Consider the following 15,961-nt stretch of genomic DNA (forward strand, 5'->3'; position numbering starts at 1 on the left):
ATGAAAAAGATAATAATACCAATAGGAGCGTTGCTCTTATCCAATATAGCCTATGCGCAGCTTTCCACGATTTCAAGCAATGAAAACTATATTCAGTCCAAAACGTATCTGGATTATAATGGAACATCTGCTACCAAATCCTCAGAAACCGTACAGTATTTTGACGGGTTGGGAAGACCAAAACAGGTAGTGAATGTCAAAGCATCACCACTGGGACGTGATGTAGTTACTCATATAGAATATGATCCTTTCGGAAGACAGGTAAAAGATTATTTACCTGTTCCCCAGCTTTCTACCAGCAATGGAAACTATTATTCAGGACCCTTGGGTGTTTATCCTAACACGTATGGTAATGAAAAGATCTATTCTGAAAAAGTTTTGGAAAGCTCACCATTGGACAGGGTTCTGGAACAGAAACAGGTAGGTAATGACTGGAACGGAAAATCTGTAAAGTTCAGCTATGACACCAACGGACTGAATGAAGTCTATCAGTACATTAGTACCACGAGCTGGATAAATGGAGCTACTAAAAGTGCACTGAGCTTATCCTCTGCCACGGTTTATGCCCCAAACCAGCTTTATAAAAACTCTGTCAAAGATGAGGATGGTAATGAAACCATAGAATTTAAAAACGGTAAAGGTCAGGTTGTTTTGGTAAGGAAAGTCATGAGCCCCGCAGAAAATGTGGATACCTATTATGTTTACAATGAATATGACCAGCTGGCTTTTGTCATTCCTCCTCTGGCTGTTCATAAGCCTATTACGGATGATCTTCTCAATACCTTATGCTATCAGTACCATTATGATGGTAGGGGAAGACTGGTGGAAAAAAAGCTTCCCGGAAAAGGCTGGGAGTTTATGGTATATGATAAAGCCGACAGGCTGATGCTTACCCAGGATGCCAATATGAAAGGATCTGGAAAATGGCTGATGACCAAGTATGACCAGTTTGGAAGAGTTGCCTATACAGGAATATTCAGTTCAAATGACAGTAGGGCGACAATACAGGATCAGATCAAGGATTTGGTTATTTATGATGCGCGCCATTCTACAGGTATTGTAAGAAATGGAATGAATATTTATTATACGGCTGTCTATTTTATCCCTGAAAGTATTTTGTCGGTTAATTATTACGACTCTTATCCTGCTTACAGTTTTAATCCGGCCTTCCCTTCAACAATTCAGGGAGAACCTGTATTGACTGAAACTCCTGTAGCTGACGGAAGAAGTACCAAAGGACTACCTGTAATGAGTTTTGTAAAAAACATTGAGGATGACAACTGGACCAGGAACTATACCTATTATGATACTAAGGGAAGAGCTATTGGAAGTCACTCCATTAATCATCTGGGAGGATATACCCACACAGAATCCAAACTGGATTTTGCAGGAATCACGAAACAGACTGTAACAAGGCATAAGAGACTGAGTACGGATACCGAAAGGGTCATCACAGAAACCTTTGATTATGACAGTCAGAACCGCTTGGTTACCCATAAACATAAGATTGATAATAATGCTGAAGAAATCCTGGCTCAGAATACCTATAATGAAATTTCCCAGGTTACGAATAAAAAAGTGGGAGGAGTTACAGCTTCTTCTCCGCTTCAGCAGATAGATTACCAATATAATATCCGTGGGTGGCTGACCCAGATTAACGATCCTGCCAACCTTGGAAATGACCTGTTTGGATATAAAATAAAATATAATGAAGTACAAGGTCTGGAAGTCCCCAATACCAATTACCCAAACCACAAAGTAAAACCGAAATACAACGGCAATATCGCTGAAGTTGATTGGAAAACCTCTACAGGAGCGAATGATAATGTGAGAAGATACGGATATGTTTATGACCCGTTGAACAGGCTTACAGCAGGTTTCTATCAAAAAGACACCAATCCTTCCGGGAAAGAATACAATGAACTCTTTGCTTATGACCTGAACGGGAATATTCTGAATCTGGTAAGAACCCAGGGACTTCTCCCGGGAAGTACTGAGGCCATGGTGATCGATAATCTGATCTACAGCTACACGGGAAACAGGCTTACCAAAGTATCCGATGCCTATCTTAACAGTTTAGGATATCCTGTAGGAGGAAATGAAATAGGCTATGACGATAACGGAAATATGACGACCCAATTGGATAAAGGAATTTCCTCCATTCAATATAATTATCTAAATTTACCACGAAAGATTACCCAGAACTCAAAAGTAATGGATTATATTTACAGAGCAGACGGAGTGAAACAAAAAAAGGTTTTCGGAACAGAAACAACCGATTATCTGGATGGTTTTCAGTATACCAATTCGATATTAAAGTTTTTCCCAACCGCAGAAGGATATTTTAATGTTGAAACCGGAAAGTACGTGTATAATTATACTGACCACCTTGGAAATACAAGATTAAGCTATGCTAAAAATGGAGCAGGAACAGAGATCATTGAAGAAAGTAACTATTACCCGTTTGGATTGAAACATGAGGGATATAATGTATTAACTGGAAATCCATCATATAAGTATAAGTACAATGGAAAGGAATTGCAAGAGACTGGTATGTATGATTATGGGGCCAGAATGTATATGCCGGATATTGGAAGATGGGGTGTTGTAGATCCACTGGGAGAAATGTATAGAAGACACTCTCCGTATAACTATACGGTAAATAATCCTATAAATTTTACAGATCCTGATGGTAGATGGGTTAGAGGAGCAGGTTTTTTTAATAATCTTTTCAAATCGGATGCTAGAATTCATGCTGAGCAGTGGGCTGATAAATTAGGTTCAGGCTCTTATGGTATAGCTGTTAATAAAGGAAGTAATGGAACATGGAATGTAAGTTCTCATACTACTAACTTAAGTATTACAGATACTTTTAATTCAAAAGGTCATGTTAGTACATTTTATGTTGGAAGTGCTGGAGGAGGAGGTATAGGTACCCCACCATCATCTGGTGATCCTTGGGGCGCTACAATTAGTTCTATTCCTGAATCACGTGGTAAAACGGAATTGCAGATGCAAGTTTCTGAGAATCCATTAGTGCAAGGTACAGCTATTGATTTGCTTACTGGGGGTACAGGAGCCGCTATATCTTCACTACGAACTGCTATTAGGATCAGGAGATTGAGTTCTCGAGTTGAAAAGACAGCATCTGATATCTATGCTTCTGGAAGCGCACCATCGGTAGTGGTGGGAGCAGAACTAAATGGACAAACAGTGATTGGAATTAGCGCAAAGGCTCCGACTGAAATTGCACCACAATTACAAGATGTAGTAGAAATGTTAGGTGGTGCTGGAACAAAAAATATCAATAAAACATCAGTAGCATGTTGTGCGGAATTTCATGCTGGAAATGAATTGCTCCTAAAAAATCCACAGGCCTTTCCATCGCAAATTAATTTTACAGAAGCTATAAGACCTAGGACAGGAAAGGTTGTTCAGATGTGTGGTAATTGTAAAGCAACTTTTGGAAAATAATTATATTTTATGTATACAGAAATAGAACAACAAACATTAGACATTGACTGGTTTTTTACGGATGGTAAATATATTAGTTTTGTTGCTTCTGGAGGGGGAAAACTACCTGAAACAGTTGCAAATTCAGAAGTAAACAATAAAAAATTAGTATCTTATTTTAAGGGTTTGCCAAAAATATCCGATCCAATAGTAAATCCTTTATTAAATGAATTATTAACTAGAATATTTGGAAGTGGTGCTAATGAAAGATATTTAAGAGATTTTATCTATTTTACTCAAAGAGGTCTTTACTCTTTTGATAAAACAAATTTAAATGATTTTATAGATAATCAGTATCATTTGGTTACTACTCCTATAAACCCCTTAGAAATAATTGATTTACCTCCGGATATTTTAGATATTTTGATGCAAACCAAAATTGAAGATAATATAAATTTGATAAGTAATTTGGATGTTAGTAAAATAATATAAGCAAATATTCCCCTGCTGGCGCGAGCGTCTCGCTCGTGTCCACAAATAAAACGAAGCCTCTGCAATAGCAGAGGTTTTTTATTTTCCCTGTTTTGAAAAACTATATTGATATATAATGATCATCAAAAGTTAATAAACAAATTGTCTTTGTAAATTGTATAAAATGAATAGTTTATATTTTTTTATCTGAAAAATTTCTATATTGTATTACCAAATTAAAGCGTAATCCGAAAAGCATATAGAGTAGGAGAAAAATCAAAAAAATGTTACTATGAAAAACTTAAGAAAACTTTCAAAAAGAGAATTGAAAATTGTTCAGGGAGGTATCCCGATGTGTCTGGCAGGATACTTCTGGTGCTCACTGGAAAGAAAATGTATTCCTGTTGGATCACCATGCGGACTTATTATCGATTAACTAATTAAAAATAGTAAAAACAGGCTGTCTCAGAAATGGGACAGCTTTTTATGTGCTCTCACCAATTGACCTAGGAATCAGTAGCGTAAAGAAAATTTGAATGTAATCCGTTAAAAAATTTCCACTGTCTGAGCATGGGACTTACTCAGAACCGAAGCAGAACCGGATAATCCATGCGAGTTTGGAAATTTTAGGAGTACATTCAAATTTTTAGCGGATGATTCCCGTCTTGAACTTTTGCATACTTTTGTTTCAAGACAAAAGTATAAATGAAAATCATAATAAATATTTTACAAGTTATTGTTTTACTTCTTTTTTGTATATGTCACTTATTTATTCATGGTATTAACCGCCAGTCATTTAAAAAGTAGTATGTACTAATGTACGACTTAGGAATCAGGAGCGTTAAGAAAATTTCAATGTAATCCATTAAAAAATTTCCACTGTCTGAGCATGGGACTTACTCAGAACCGAAGCAGAACCGAATGATCCATGCGAGTTTGGAAATTTTAGGATTCCATTTAAATTTTTAGCGGATGATTCCCCATCTTGAACTTTTGCATACTTTTGTTTCAAGACAAAAGTATAAATGAAAATCATATTAAATATTTCCCAAGTTATTGTTTTACTTCTTTTTTGTATATGTCACTTATTTATTCATGGTATTAACCGCCAGTCAATTAAAAAGTAGTATGTACTAATGTACGACTTAGGAATCAGGAGCGTTAAGAAAATTTGAATGTAATCCGTTAAAAAATTTCCACTGTCTGAGCATGGGACTTGCTCAGAACCGAAGCAGAACCGGATGATCCATGCGAGTTTGGAAATTTTAGGATTCCATTTAAATTTTTAGCGGATAATTCCAGTCTTGAACTTTTGTATACTTTTGTTTGGCTATGTCGAATCTTCGATTTCAAGACAAAAGTATAAGTATAAATTATGAATGAAAATCATCAGATCTGGATTTTCAACTCTCAATGAAAAACCGTATTTTTGTACATCTAAAAAGTAAAAGAACGAATGAATTCCTACAAAAATCCATTGGAAGAGCGCTACTCCAGTGAAGAAATGTTATTTAACTTCTCACACAATAACAAATTCCAGAATTGGAGAAAGCTTTGGATAGCTCTTGCTGAAATCGAAAAAGACCTTGGACTTGAAATTACAGACGAGCAGATCGCTGAGTTAAAAGCTAATGCTGAAAACATCGATTATGAGAAAGCAGCAGAGTATGAAAAAAAATTCCGTCATGATGTAATGGCTCACGTTCACGCTTATGGGGATGTGGCGCCTTCAGCAAAAGGAATTATCCACCTGGGAGCTACTTCAGCTTTTGTAGGAGACAATACAGACTTAATTCAGATCCGTGACGGACTTTTAATCTTAAAGAAAAAGTTGGTTAACGTAATGAAGAACTTAGCAGACTTTGCTATTCAGTATAAAGACCTTCCCACTTTAGGGTTTACACACTTCCAGCCGGCTCAGCTGACAACAGTTGGGAAAAGAGCTACACTTTGGTTACAGAGTTTGGTTCTTGACATCGAAGAACTGGATTTCTTCCTTGAAACCCTTCGTTTCAGAGGAGTAAAAGGAACAACAGGAACAGCTGCCAGTTTCCTTGAGCTTTTCAACGGTGATTATTCCAAAGTAAAACACCTAGATAAAGAACTTTCAAAAAGATTCGGCTTCGATAAAGTGTTCGGAGTTTCCGGACAGACTTACGATAGAAAAATCGATGCGAAAGTAGTTGCTTTATTAGGAAATATTGCACAATCTGCGCATAAATTCACAAACGATTTACGTCTACTTCAAAACCTTAAGGAAATTGAAGAACCATTCGAGAAAAACCAGATTGGTTCATCGGCGATGGCTTACAAGCGTAATCCAATGAGAAGCGAAAGAATCGGAGCATTGGCAAAATATGTAATGTCTCTGACGACAAGTTCTGCAATGGTGGCCTCTACACAATGGTTTGAAAGAACATTGGATGACTCTGCCAACAAGAGATTAACCATTCCTCAGGCGTTTTTAGCCGTGGATGCTATTCTTTTGATCTGGAACAACATTCTGAACGGAATTGTAGTATATCCAAACAGAATCAACAAGCACATTATGGAAGAGCTTCCTTTCATGGCGACAGAATATATCATCATGGAAGAAGTAAAAGCAGGTGGTGACCGTCAGGAAATCCACGAGGTGATCAGAGTTCACTCTATGGAAGCTTCAAAGAAAGTGAAAGAAGAAGGAAAAGAAAACGACCTTATCGAAAGAATCTTAAATGATGATTCTTTAAAACTAGACAAATCAAAACTGAAAGAAGTTTTAGATCCTAAAAACTTTATTGGTTTCGCGCCGATCCAGACGGAAGAATTCGTCAAGAACGAGGTACAGCCGATTATAGACCAAAACAAAGACTTAATAGGATTGGAAGCTGATCTTAAAGTATAAAACAATATGCAGTCTTTTCGGCTGCATATTTTATTTCCCACTCCAACTAATATGAAAAAACTACTACTAACCATTATATTAACACCAGTCATTTCTTTTTCTCAGACTAAAGAAGATTTACATTATTTCAAATCCAAAGATTCTTTAGTAGGAGTAAAAGATAAAGCAGGAAAAATAATTGTTCCTGCACAGTTCAAAATCTTTTCATTTCTAAAAGATGGAGATCCTGTAGAAGGGGAAACCATTCTTTTTGATGGCAGTAAAGAAGGTGAAAAACCGGAGAAAAATGCATGGGGCTATGTGTATGACAGAAATGGGAAATTCCTGTATCAGCCTTTCCTTTTTGACAATGGGGCAGATTATTTCTCTGAAGGACTGAGAAGATTGGTTAAAAATGGTAAAGTAGGATTTGCAGACCGAAACGGGAATACTGTTATTGTAGCTAAGCACGATTTTGCATTTCCTTTTAATTATGGATATGCTGCATTTTGTGACGGCTGTGACTGGGAAAAAACAAATGACGAGCACAGATCCATTGTAGGAGGAAAATGGGGCGTGATGAATGTCAAAGGAGAAACGGTTCAGCCATTGGCAAAACCATCAGAAAAGGATGTTGAAATAGATGGTAAATATTATCCTAATCAGTTTCAGTATAATGAAAAGGAGAAGAATATCCTTCAGTTCTTTGAAAAGCAGAAGAAAAAATTATCAGATCTTTATTATGTAAATTTTTACAGTAAACTGTCTGAAAAAGAAAAGAATCTTTTTTTTGAAATCGTAGAAAGACCAAAAGAAAACTTTCCGTATTATCAGGTGAATACCTATAATCACAAGAAGAAAGATTTGGATATGCTGTACCGTTTCAAATTCCTGGTTTCAGAAGATGGAAAAACATTTTATGCCATTGAGGATTTTAATGAAAAGAAAGTTCCTTTTGAAAACTGGCTGAAAGAAGAAATAAAAAATGCAGAAGACTTTCAGAAAGAACATAAGGATAATCCGAATAAATTTATCAATAAATAATATAAAATTGGAAATTCGGCAGTTCAAATTTGAAGAACATATGACTTATTCCTTTAAATTTGTACAGAATAATGATTGGGAAGAAAATCTCTTTCAAAAATTTCCAATATAGATGGGTTTAAAGAAAAAAACTTTAACTCAGAAAAAGTAAAAAAGAAAAATAAATCTAATATTAAAAATCTGACATCTAATTTTTAATAATGTTACAGAATCAAAATCATCAACAATTAATGACCGATCTTAAGGAGCTGGTAGACAAGACAAGAAGTCAGGTCGCTGCTCAGGTAAACTCGGCAATGGTGGTTTTGTACTGGGAGATAGGAAAAAGAATAAATGAAGATGTTTTAGATAATAAGAGAGCAGAGTATGGTAAAGAAGTTATTGTACAAATCTCTCAACAACTTACGTTAGAATTTGGAAATTCATTTTCTGAGAAAAATATCCGAAAAATGATGCAGTTTGCGTCTGTTTTTAGTGATTTTAATATTGTCGCATCAGCGATGCGACAATTATCATGGACTCACTTTCTGCTTCTTATTCCTATTTCGCAAGATACTAAAAGAAACTTTTATCTTGAAGTTTGTAAAATTGAAAATTGGAGTGTCAGAGTCTTGAGAGAAAAAATCAATTCTCTGCTTTTTGAACGAACAGCAATAAGCAAAAAGCCTGAGGAAATAATAGATAAAGAACTGAAAAAATGGTCTGAAAATAATATTTTAAACCCTGATTTGGTTTTTAAAGATCCCTATTTTCTTGATTTTTTGGAATTGAAAGATACATTTTCTGAAAAAGATTTAGAAGAAGCCATTATCGTGGAACTTCAAAAATTCATTTCTGAGTTGGGAAGTGATTTTGCATTTCTTTCAAGACAAAAAAGAATCACAATAGATAATAGAGACTACTACCTGGATTTGCTTTTCTATCATAGGAAACTAAAATCTTTAGTCGTTATCGAACTGAAATTAGGTGAATTTGAAGCCAGCCATAAAGGGCAGATGGAGCTTTATCTCTCATACCTTAATAAATATGAAAAAGTAGAAGGTGAAAACCCTCCCATTGGTTTAATACTTTGTTCCGGGAAAAATTCCGAACATATAGAACTCATGAATCTGGAAGGGGATAATATAAAAGTAGCAGAATATTTACTTATCTTACCTTCAGAAAAAGTTTTGCTTGAAAAATTGCATCGTTCAATAGAGATAGCAAGAAATAAATTTGAAAATAAAAAATAAATCTAATATTAAAAATCTGACATCTAATGTCTAATAACAAAAGAATTTTCGTAGAAAAAAGAGGAATTTTCGATGTTGAAAGTCCAAAAATTTTTGATGAAGTAAAAGCGGTTGTCCCGGCAGTCCAAAGCGTGAAAGTATACAATGTATATGATATTTTCAACCTGAACGACGGAGAATTTGAAAAAGTGGTAAACAACACTTTCGTAGACCCTGTTACTGATATTTTACATACAGAAAACCCTGCAAAGGCTATTCATTTCGGAATGGAATTTTTGCCGGGACAGTATGATCAGAGAGCAGACTCTGCGCAGCAGTGTATCGCTTTGCTGACTGAAAATGAAAAATCAAAAGTAAGAAGTGGAAAATTAATCGAATTTGAAGGAGTTTCTGAAGCGGATTTGATTAAAATCAAAGACCTTCTGATCAACAAAGTGGAATCTCAGGAAAAAGACTTATCCATTCTGGATATTCCTGCAGATGAAACCCCGTCAAAAGTAATCATCCACGAAAATTTTATCAATTTCAATGATGCAGAACTTGAGAACTTCTATAACAACCACGGCTTTGCATTAGGGTTGGATGACCTGAAATTCATTCAGGAATACTTCAAAACTGAAGAAAGAAATCCTACGGAAACAGAATTAAAAGTATTAGACACGTATTGGAGCGACCACTGTCGTCACACTACTTTCGAGACAGAATTGTCAGACATTCAGTTTGAAGGTCAGTTCAAACACACATTGGAAACTATTTTCAATGATTATATCGAAAAAAGAAAATTCTTAGGCCGTGAGCTGAAGCCAATTTCCTTAATGGACCTGGCAACAGTATGCGGTAAATATTTCCATAAAACAGGGAATCTTGATAACCTTGTTATTTCTGATGAGATCAATGCATGTACCATTCAGATCGAAGCAGAATACGACGGTAAAAAAGAACCTTGGTATTTACTATTCAAAAACGAAACGCACAATCACCCAACTGAAATTGAACCTTTCGGTGGGGCATCTACTTGTTTGGGAGGGGCAATCAGAGATCCGTTATCCGGAAGATCTTTTGTTTTCCAGGCCATGAGATTAACGGGTGCTGCAGATGTTTTGGAATCTGTAGATAAGACATTACCAGGAAAATTACCTCAGAAAACGATTACAAAGCAGGCTGCCAACGGATATTCTTCTTACGGTAACCAGATTGGTCTTGCTACCACAATGGTTTCTGAAATCTATGACGAAGGCTATAAAGCTAAAAGAATGGAAGTTGGTTTCGTAACCGGAGCCGTTCCTGTAGATTGGGTAAGACGTGAGAAACCTGCTAACGGTGATTCAATCATCATTTTAGGAGGAGCAACAGGTCGTGACGGAGTAGGAGGAGCAAGCGGAAGTTCAAAAGAGCAGGACGAAACTTCTATCCACACGATGAGTTCGGAAGTTCAGAAAGGAAATGCTGTAGAAGAGCGTAAAATCCAGAGATTATTCAGAAATCCTGAGGTAACAAAGCTGATCAAAAAATCAAACGACTTCGGAGCAGGAGGAGTTTCTGTAGCAATCGGTGAAATTGCAGACTCTTTAGAAGTAAACCTTGATGTATTACCATTAAAATATGAAGGATTAAACGGAACCGAGCTGGCTATTTCCGAATCTCAGGAAAGAATGGCGGTAGTTGTGGATCCTCAGGATAAAGAAAAATTCATTAAATTCTGTGAAGCTGAAAACATTGTTGCGGTAGAAGTAGCAAAAGTGACAGATTCAGGAAGAATGCAGATGTTCTGGAAAGGAGATAAAATTGTGGACCTTTCAAGAGCTTTCTTAGATACCAATGGATGTTCAAAATCTCAGGAAGTGAAAATCACTCACCTTGAAGAAGTAAAAGAAGAAACAAAAGCTTTCACAGCAGAAAACTTCCTGAACATCTTAAAAGATAAAAATGTAGCTTCCCAGAAAGGACTGCTTGAAATGTTCGACTCTTCAATTGGAGCAACCACGGTAGCAATGCCTTTAGGTGGTAAATACCAGCAGACCCTTATGGAAGGAAGTGTACAGACACTACCGATCTTAGGTGCAAAAGATATTAAAACCGTTTCTTTGGCAAGCTGGGGATTCGATGCTGAAATCTCAAAACAAAACTCACTGTTAGGAGCATCTTATGCTGTCGTAGAGAGTGTGGCGAAGATTGTGGCGATGGGAGGTGATTATAAAAACATCAGACTAAGCTTTCAGGAATACTTCGAAAAATTAGGGCAAAATCCTGAAAAATGGGGTAAACCTCTAGCTTCACTTTTAGGAGCTTACAATGCGCAGATCAATTTAGGTCTTGCAGCGATTGGAGGAAAAGATTCCATGAGTGGAACCTACCAGGATCTGAATGTTCCGCCGACCTTGATTTCTTTTGCATGTGCCAACGGAGATAAAGAAAATATCATCTCTCCTGAATTGAAAAGTGCAGGGAACAAACTGTATTTCTTCAATCACGTTGCTCAGGAAAGCGGACTTCCAAACTATGATGCTTTAAAAGAAGCTTTTGAATTCATTTTCGAAAACATCAAAGCAGGAAAAATTGTTTCTGTAAAAACAGTGAAAGAAGGAGGTTTGGCAGTAGCTTTAGCAAAAATGAGCTTCGGTAACAGATTAGGAGCTGAAATCAATGCTGACGAAGCTGTTTTATTAGCTAAAAATATCGGTAGCCTGATCATTGAAGCCAAAGAAGAATTAAGCTCGGCTGCTCTTCAATTTATCGGAGAAGTAAAAGATTCAGGGATTTTAAAGATTAATAATTTCGAAACCCGAATCACGAACCTCGAAGCCGCATATACCAATACATTCGAGAACCTTTTCCCTACTGTAGAAAAAGAAAAGATCACGGTTGAAATTGATGAAAAATCAAACTCAATCCATCCAAGAAATATCATCATCAAAAAACACGGAATCGCACAGCCGAAAGTATTTGCTCCTGTATTCCCGGGAACTAACTGTGAGTATGACACGCTGAATGCATTCCAGAAAGAAGGTGCTGTAGTAAGCAGCTTGCCTTTAATCAATATCAATCATCAGTTACTGGATGAAAGCATTGATGCATGGGTAGAAGAGATCAGAACTTCTCAGATTCTTGCCTTCTCGGGAGGTTTCTCTGCAGGGGATGAGCCGGATGGTTCTGCAAAATTCATTGTCAACGTTCTGAAAAACGAAAAAATGAAAAATGCAGTACACGAATTATTAGACAGAGACGGGATGATTATCGGGATCTGTAACGGATTCCAGGCATTGGTGAAATCAGGATTGTTACCTTACGGAAGAATCAAAGATCTGGATGAAAACTCTCCAACATTAGCTCATAATGCCATCAGAAGACACATCTCTCAGATGGTTACAGTACAAGTAGTGAATGACGAAAGCCCTTGGTTAAAAGGAATGAAAGGACAAACTTTCACAATTCCGATTTCCCACGGAGAAGGACGTTTCATGGCTTCAGAAGAAGAGATTAAGAAATTGTATGAAAACGGGCAGATTGCTACTCAATATATTGATCTTGATGGAAACATTGCTCACGGAATGCCATTCAATCCTAATAACTCTTTATTCGGAATCGAAGGAATCACCAGTCCATGTGGAAAAATCTACGGAAGAATGGGGCACCCGGAACGTTTTGCAGAAGGTCTCATGAAGAATATACCAACCGCGAATTATCACAATATATTCAAAAACGGTGTTGAATACTTCAAATAACAATACAAGAAAAATGATCGTCATCCATGGCGGTCATTTTTCGTCTTTAGGAGGTTTCTACGAAGAAGCTTCCAACGTTCTCATGAAGGATACAGACTGGAAAGTAGGAACACTGGATGGCTTTGATGATATTCTCTACGGAGGTTTCGGAGTGATTGAAGGCAAAGAAAAAATTGAAATCATCTGGAAAGAAGCAGAAAAGTCAAAAGAAGACTTAGGCTTTAAGGCTACCCGTGAATTCTATGAAAACAAGATCAGGCAGGGAAAACCCTTCAACACAGAGCTCATTCAGCAGAAATTAAATGAATTGACTGAAGGGAAAGGGCAGACGCTTTTTGAAATACTGGTGGAAATTATAGAATCACATACGAATATTACGCTGACAATAGAATGATGTAATGAGTAATAAGTAATTTTGTTATATCAGCTTCATCCAATCAACTTGTTGATTCATTCTTTGCTTCCTTGGATAAACATACTCACAATAAAACCTTTGCGTCAAAAATTTAACCATTAAGAATAATAAAGATTGTAAGAAAAGTTAAGATTCATTGCTGATGAATAGGGAATTCTGCTTCATAATAGCTTTAGCTGTTGCCTTAATAATTCTTTATTCCTTCAAAAATCTTAATGGTTCAAATAAGTTTATTCAACCAGGGTACAAATTGGTCTATAGCTAAGTGAAACGCCCTTGCGAACGAAAACATAAAAGTTAAACCATGAGCGTCTTTTGCGTTAAAAATCACACAAAATTGAGGAGAATTATTTCCCTTAAACGATTTTTTCTTAATACTTTTACTTCAACAAAACAGGAAACAATAAAGTTCAATGAAGAAAATTATGTACGGGCTGTTCTTCGGTGACAGCATTACCTACGGAGAATATGACGGAGTTTTTGGCGGCTGGGTAGATATTCTGAAAAGATATGCCCTGCAGAAATTTCATGAAGGAAATGGAGATGAATTGATCCTGTTCAATCTCGGAATAGGAGGAGAAACCACAGAAGGATTGCTCAAAAGAATTCCTCATGAATTGGCTGCAAGAAATTCTGCTGATGGAAATATCGTTTTTCTAAGCTATGGAGCCAATGATCTTGCAGTAAAAGATGGAGTACAGATTGTAGATCCTGAAAAATTTAAAACCAATATCAAAGAAGCTGTCGCACATGCCAGGCAGTTTTCCAATACCATTTATCTTGTAAGCATTCTTCCTTTCTCTCAAAAAATAGATGGAGTAGTAGTCAGCTCCGGGAAGAAAAGAATCAATGAAGATGTGGTTGTTTACAATCAAATTTTGAAAAATATTGCAGCAGAAGACTCATTGGGATATATAGATTTTTATTCTGCTTTCCTGGATGATAAAGAAATTCTGCTTTCTGCAGACGGTGTGCATCCTAATGAAAAAGGCTATGGAATGATGGCCGAAATCGCAATTCCAATCATTGAAAAGTATCTGTAATGCCTAATTTATTTTCTTATGGAACCCTGCAGAAAGAGCAGGTACAGCTTGAAACTTTTGGAAGAATTTTACAAGGTGAAAAAGATATCTTATCAGGCTATAAATTAAGTATGCTTGAAATTACAGATCCTGAAGTACTTCGGAAAAGCGGTCAGAAATACCATCCTGTACTTGAATTTTCAGGAAACAATGAGGATGAGATAGAAGGAGTACTTTTTGACGTGACAGATGAAGAAATCCTCCAGGCAGATGAATACGAAGTGGATGATTACAAAAGAATCAAAACCGTTTTTAAATCTGGAAAAGAAGGGTTTATCTATGTCGGAAAATAGTCATTGCAAGCAACGCGAAGCAATCTCACTATCTCCTATGAAATTCCAACAGTCTCTTTGTCATTCCGGGCAAAGCAAGAAATCTAAGCTTGAGTGTTCTCTCGCAGATTTCGCTAATATGAGCAATTTAATATTCAATAGAAGTGGGCTTTAGCCCACTTATCCTATAAAAATAAATTCACTGGCTTCAGCCCAAACTTAAAAAAACTGCTGACATACCCTTGTCACAACCTGTTTTTATCTTTGTGCTAACAAAAAATCAATAAATGAATAACGTAAAAATAGAACCTTTTAAGGTGATCGGGATCTCTGTAAGAACAACCAATGAAAATGGACAGGCAGGAAAAGATATTCCGGTATTATGGGAGAAAATGATCAGCGAGAATATTGTCAATTCAATTCCAAATAAAATAGACAATACCATTTATTCCATCTATACAGATTACGAAAAAGACCATACAAAACCTTATACAACGGTTCTTGGATGTAAAGTCGAAAACCTTGATAACATCCCGGAAGGAATGGTTGGCTATTCTTTTGATGGTGGAGACTATCTGAAATTTGTCCCAAAAGGAGACCTTTCAAAAGGGTTGGTTATCAACGAATGGATAAAAATCTGGCAAATGGGTTTGAACAGAACATTTACCGCCGATTTTGAAGTGTATGGAGAAAAAGCACAAAATCCTTCAGATGCCGAAGTAGATATTTTCATCGCTGTAAAATAACAAAAAGTGAAAAAACTTGCCTTCACAACCTTTGAACTGAAGACGTGATATTCCCCTCCTTCGGAGGGGTGTCAAAAATTCAAAGAATTTTTGACGGGGTGGTTAAACAATATTTGTCAACAATTCCCTAATTTTAATTGAAAACATATTTCCCATACACCAAGACTCCGACAATCACAGATGCAATGGCTGTCAGCAATACAGCTCCGGCTGCAATGTCCTTAATAAAGCCAATTCTTTTGTCGAAATCAGGTTGAATGATATCACAGATCTTTTCAATAGCGGTATTAAAAATTTCAGCACTTAAAACAGCGAATGAGGCAATAAGAACCAAAGCGGTGTCTGTGTTGCTCAGGTTGAAATAAAAAATAAGGAAGAGATTGACAAAGAATACCAGAAGTTCAATCTGGAAATTTCTTTCTGTTTTAATCATCATAAAAACACCCCGGAAAGCATTGAGAAAACTTTTATGGATGGGAGGTTTTTGCATAAATTTAAACTTTTGAGACAAAGATAGTCTTTGTATTTTGATAAAATAGAGTTCCCCGAAGAAATATAAGCATAATATCAAGGCTCAAAACAAATTAAGGATCTTTGTTAAAAACTCCTCCATATTATTCTTTTCTTTGTTGTATGTATTTATTATATTTGTAGAAACTTA

12 protein-coding genes are annotated in these 15,961 nt (G+C 36.3%); 11 read left to right on the forward strand and 1 reads right to left on the reverse strand.

Annotated features, from left to right (window positions below; genetic code table 11):
- The 11 genes from AB1278_RS08800 (at window position 1) to AB1278_RS08850 (ending at window position 15,300) form a co-directional block, all read left to right on the forward strand.
- Entirely contained in the window at window positions 1-3,474 is a 3,474-nt protein-coding gene (locus AB1278_RS08800) for a DUF6443 domain-containing protein (RefSeq protein ID WP_429813781.1), read from the forward strand.
- A 9-nt stretch (window positions 3,475-3,483) separates the two neighbouring features.
- Window positions 3,484-3,945: a hypothetical protein gene (locus AB1278_RS08805; protein ID WP_395974135.1), complete on the forward strand. Its 462-nt coding sequence runs from the start codon at window positions 3,484-3,486 to the stop codon at window positions 3,943-3,945.
- A gap of 271 nt (window positions 3,946-4,216) precedes the next feature.
- Window positions 4,217-4,360, forward strand: coding sequence for a bacteriocin-like protein (locus tag AB1278_RS08810; protein ID WP_395974133.1), 144 nt, complete (start codon window positions 4,217-4,219; stop codon window positions 4,358-4,360).
- A 1,020-nt stretch (window positions 4,361-5,380) separates the two neighbouring features.
- Window positions 5,381-6,808 (forward strand): adenylosuccinate lyase, encoded by a 1,428-nt coding sequence (gene purB, locus AB1278_RS08815; RefSeq protein ID WP_202839428.1) that lies wholly within the window; start codon window positions 5,381-5,383, stop codon window positions 6,806-6,808.
- Between the two features lie 51 nt (window positions 6,809-6,859).
- Window positions 6,860-7,831: a WG repeat-containing protein gene (locus AB1278_RS08820; RefSeq protein ID WP_238349602.1), complete on the forward strand. Its 972-nt coding sequence runs from the start codon at window positions 6,860-6,862 to the stop codon at window positions 7,829-7,831.
- Window positions 7,832-8,031: 200 nt separating this feature from the next.
- Window positions 8,032-9,063, forward strand: a complete 1,032-nt coding sequence (locus AB1278_RS08825) for a PDDEXK nuclease domain-containing protein (RefSeq protein ID WP_429813787.1) — start codon at window positions 8,032-8,034, stop codon at window positions 9,061-9,063.
- 26 nt (window positions 9,064-9,089) lie between these two features.
- Window positions 9,090-12,785 (forward strand): phosphoribosylformylglycinamidine synthase, encoded by a 3,696-nt coding sequence (locus tag AB1278_RS08830; RefSeq protein ID WP_429813790.1) that lies wholly within the window; start codon window positions 9,090-9,092, stop codon window positions 12,783-12,785.
- A complete protein-coding gene (locus AB1278_RS08835) occupies window positions 12,766-13,179 on the forward strand; it encodes a ribonuclease inhibitor (protein ID WP_429813792.1) in 414 nt (137 codons plus the stop codon). Before AB1278_RS08830 ends, AB1278_RS08835 begins: the two co-directional genes overlap by 20 nt.
- A gap of 434 nt (window positions 13,180-13,613) precedes the next feature.
- Complete coding sequence (locus AB1278_RS08840) at window positions 13,614-14,243, forward strand: SGNH/GDSL hydrolase family protein (protein WP_082798730.1); 630 nt, start codon at window positions 13,614-13,616, stop codon at window positions 14,241-14,243.
- Window positions 14,243-14,575 carry a gamma-glutamylcyclotransferase family protein gene (locus tag AB1278_RS08845; protein ID WP_123277756.1) on the forward strand — a complete coding sequence of 111 codons (333 nt, stop codon included), beginning with the start codon at window positions 14,243-14,245 and terminating at the stop codon, window positions 14,573-14,575. The genes AB1278_RS08840 and AB1278_RS08845 overlap by 1 nt, the downstream gene beginning before the upstream one ends.
- A 266-nt stretch (window positions 14,576-14,841) precedes the next feature.
- On the forward strand, window positions 14,842-15,300 hold the full coding sequence (locus tag AB1278_RS08850) for a GyrI-like domain-containing protein (protein WP_110011059.1): 459 nt from the start codon (window positions 14,842-14,844) through the stop codon (window positions 15,298-15,300).
- A gap of 133 nt (window positions 15,301-15,433) precedes the next feature.
- On the opposite strand, the gene AB1278_RS08855 is transcribed toward AB1278_RS08850, so the two are convergent.
- Entirely contained in the window at window positions 15,434-15,790 is a 357-nt protein-coding gene (locus AB1278_RS08855) for a diacylglycerol kinase family protein (protein WP_110011060.1), read from the reverse strand.
- Window positions 15,791-15,961 lie beyond the last annotated feature (171 nt).

The organism is Chryseobacterium sp. NRRL B-14798 (assembly GCF_050470705.1).
In the GTDB taxonomy this organism is placed as follows: domain Bacteria; phylum Bacteroidota; class Bacteroidia; order Flavobacteriales; family Weeksellaceae; genus Chryseobacterium; species Chryseobacterium cupriresistens.

Bases quoted from the DNA above. Each gene is read 5' to 3' on its own strand.
- AB1278_RS08800 (WP_429813781.1), top strand. From the start codon at position 1: ATGAAAAAGATAATAATACCAATAGGAGCGTTGCTCTTATCCAATATA.
- AB1278_RS08805 (WP_395974135.1), top strand. From the start codon at position 3,484: ATGTATACAGAAATAGAACAACAAACATTAGACATTGACTGGTTTTTT.
- AB1278_RS08810 (WP_395974133.1), top strand. From the start codon at position 4,217: ATGAAAAACTTAAGAAAACTTTCAAAAAGAGAATTGAAAATTGTTCAG.
- purB (WP_202839428.1), top strand. From the start codon at position 5,381: ATGAATTCCTACAAAAATCCATTGGAAGAGCGCTACTCCAGTGAAGAA.
- AB1278_RS08820 (WP_238349602.1), top strand. From the start codon at position 6,860: ATGAAAAAACTACTACTAACCATTATATTAACACCAGTCATTTCTTTT.
- AB1278_RS08825 (WP_429813787.1), top strand. From the start codon at position 8,032: ATGTTACAGAATCAAAATCATCAACAATTAATGACCGATCTTAAGGAG.
- AB1278_RS08830 (WP_429813790.1), top strand. From the start codon at position 9,090: ATGTCTAATAACAAAAGAATTTTCGTAGAAAAAAGAGGAATTTTCGAT.
- AB1278_RS08840 (WP_082798730.1), top strand. From the start codon at position 13,614: ATGAAGAAAATTATGTACGGGCTGTTCTTCGGTGACAGCATTACCTAC.
- AB1278_RS08845 (WP_123277756.1), top strand. From the start codon at position 14,243: ATGCCTAATTTATTTTCTTATGGAACCCTGCAGAAAGAGCAGGTACAG.
- AB1278_RS08850 (WP_110011059.1), top strand. From the start codon at position 14,842: ATGAATAACGTAAAAATAGAACCTTTTAAGGTGATCGGGATCTCTGTA.
- AB1278_RS08855 (WP_110011060.1), bottom strand. From the start codon at position 15,790: ATGCAAAAACCTCCCATCCATAAAAGTTTTCTCAATGCTTTCCGGGGT.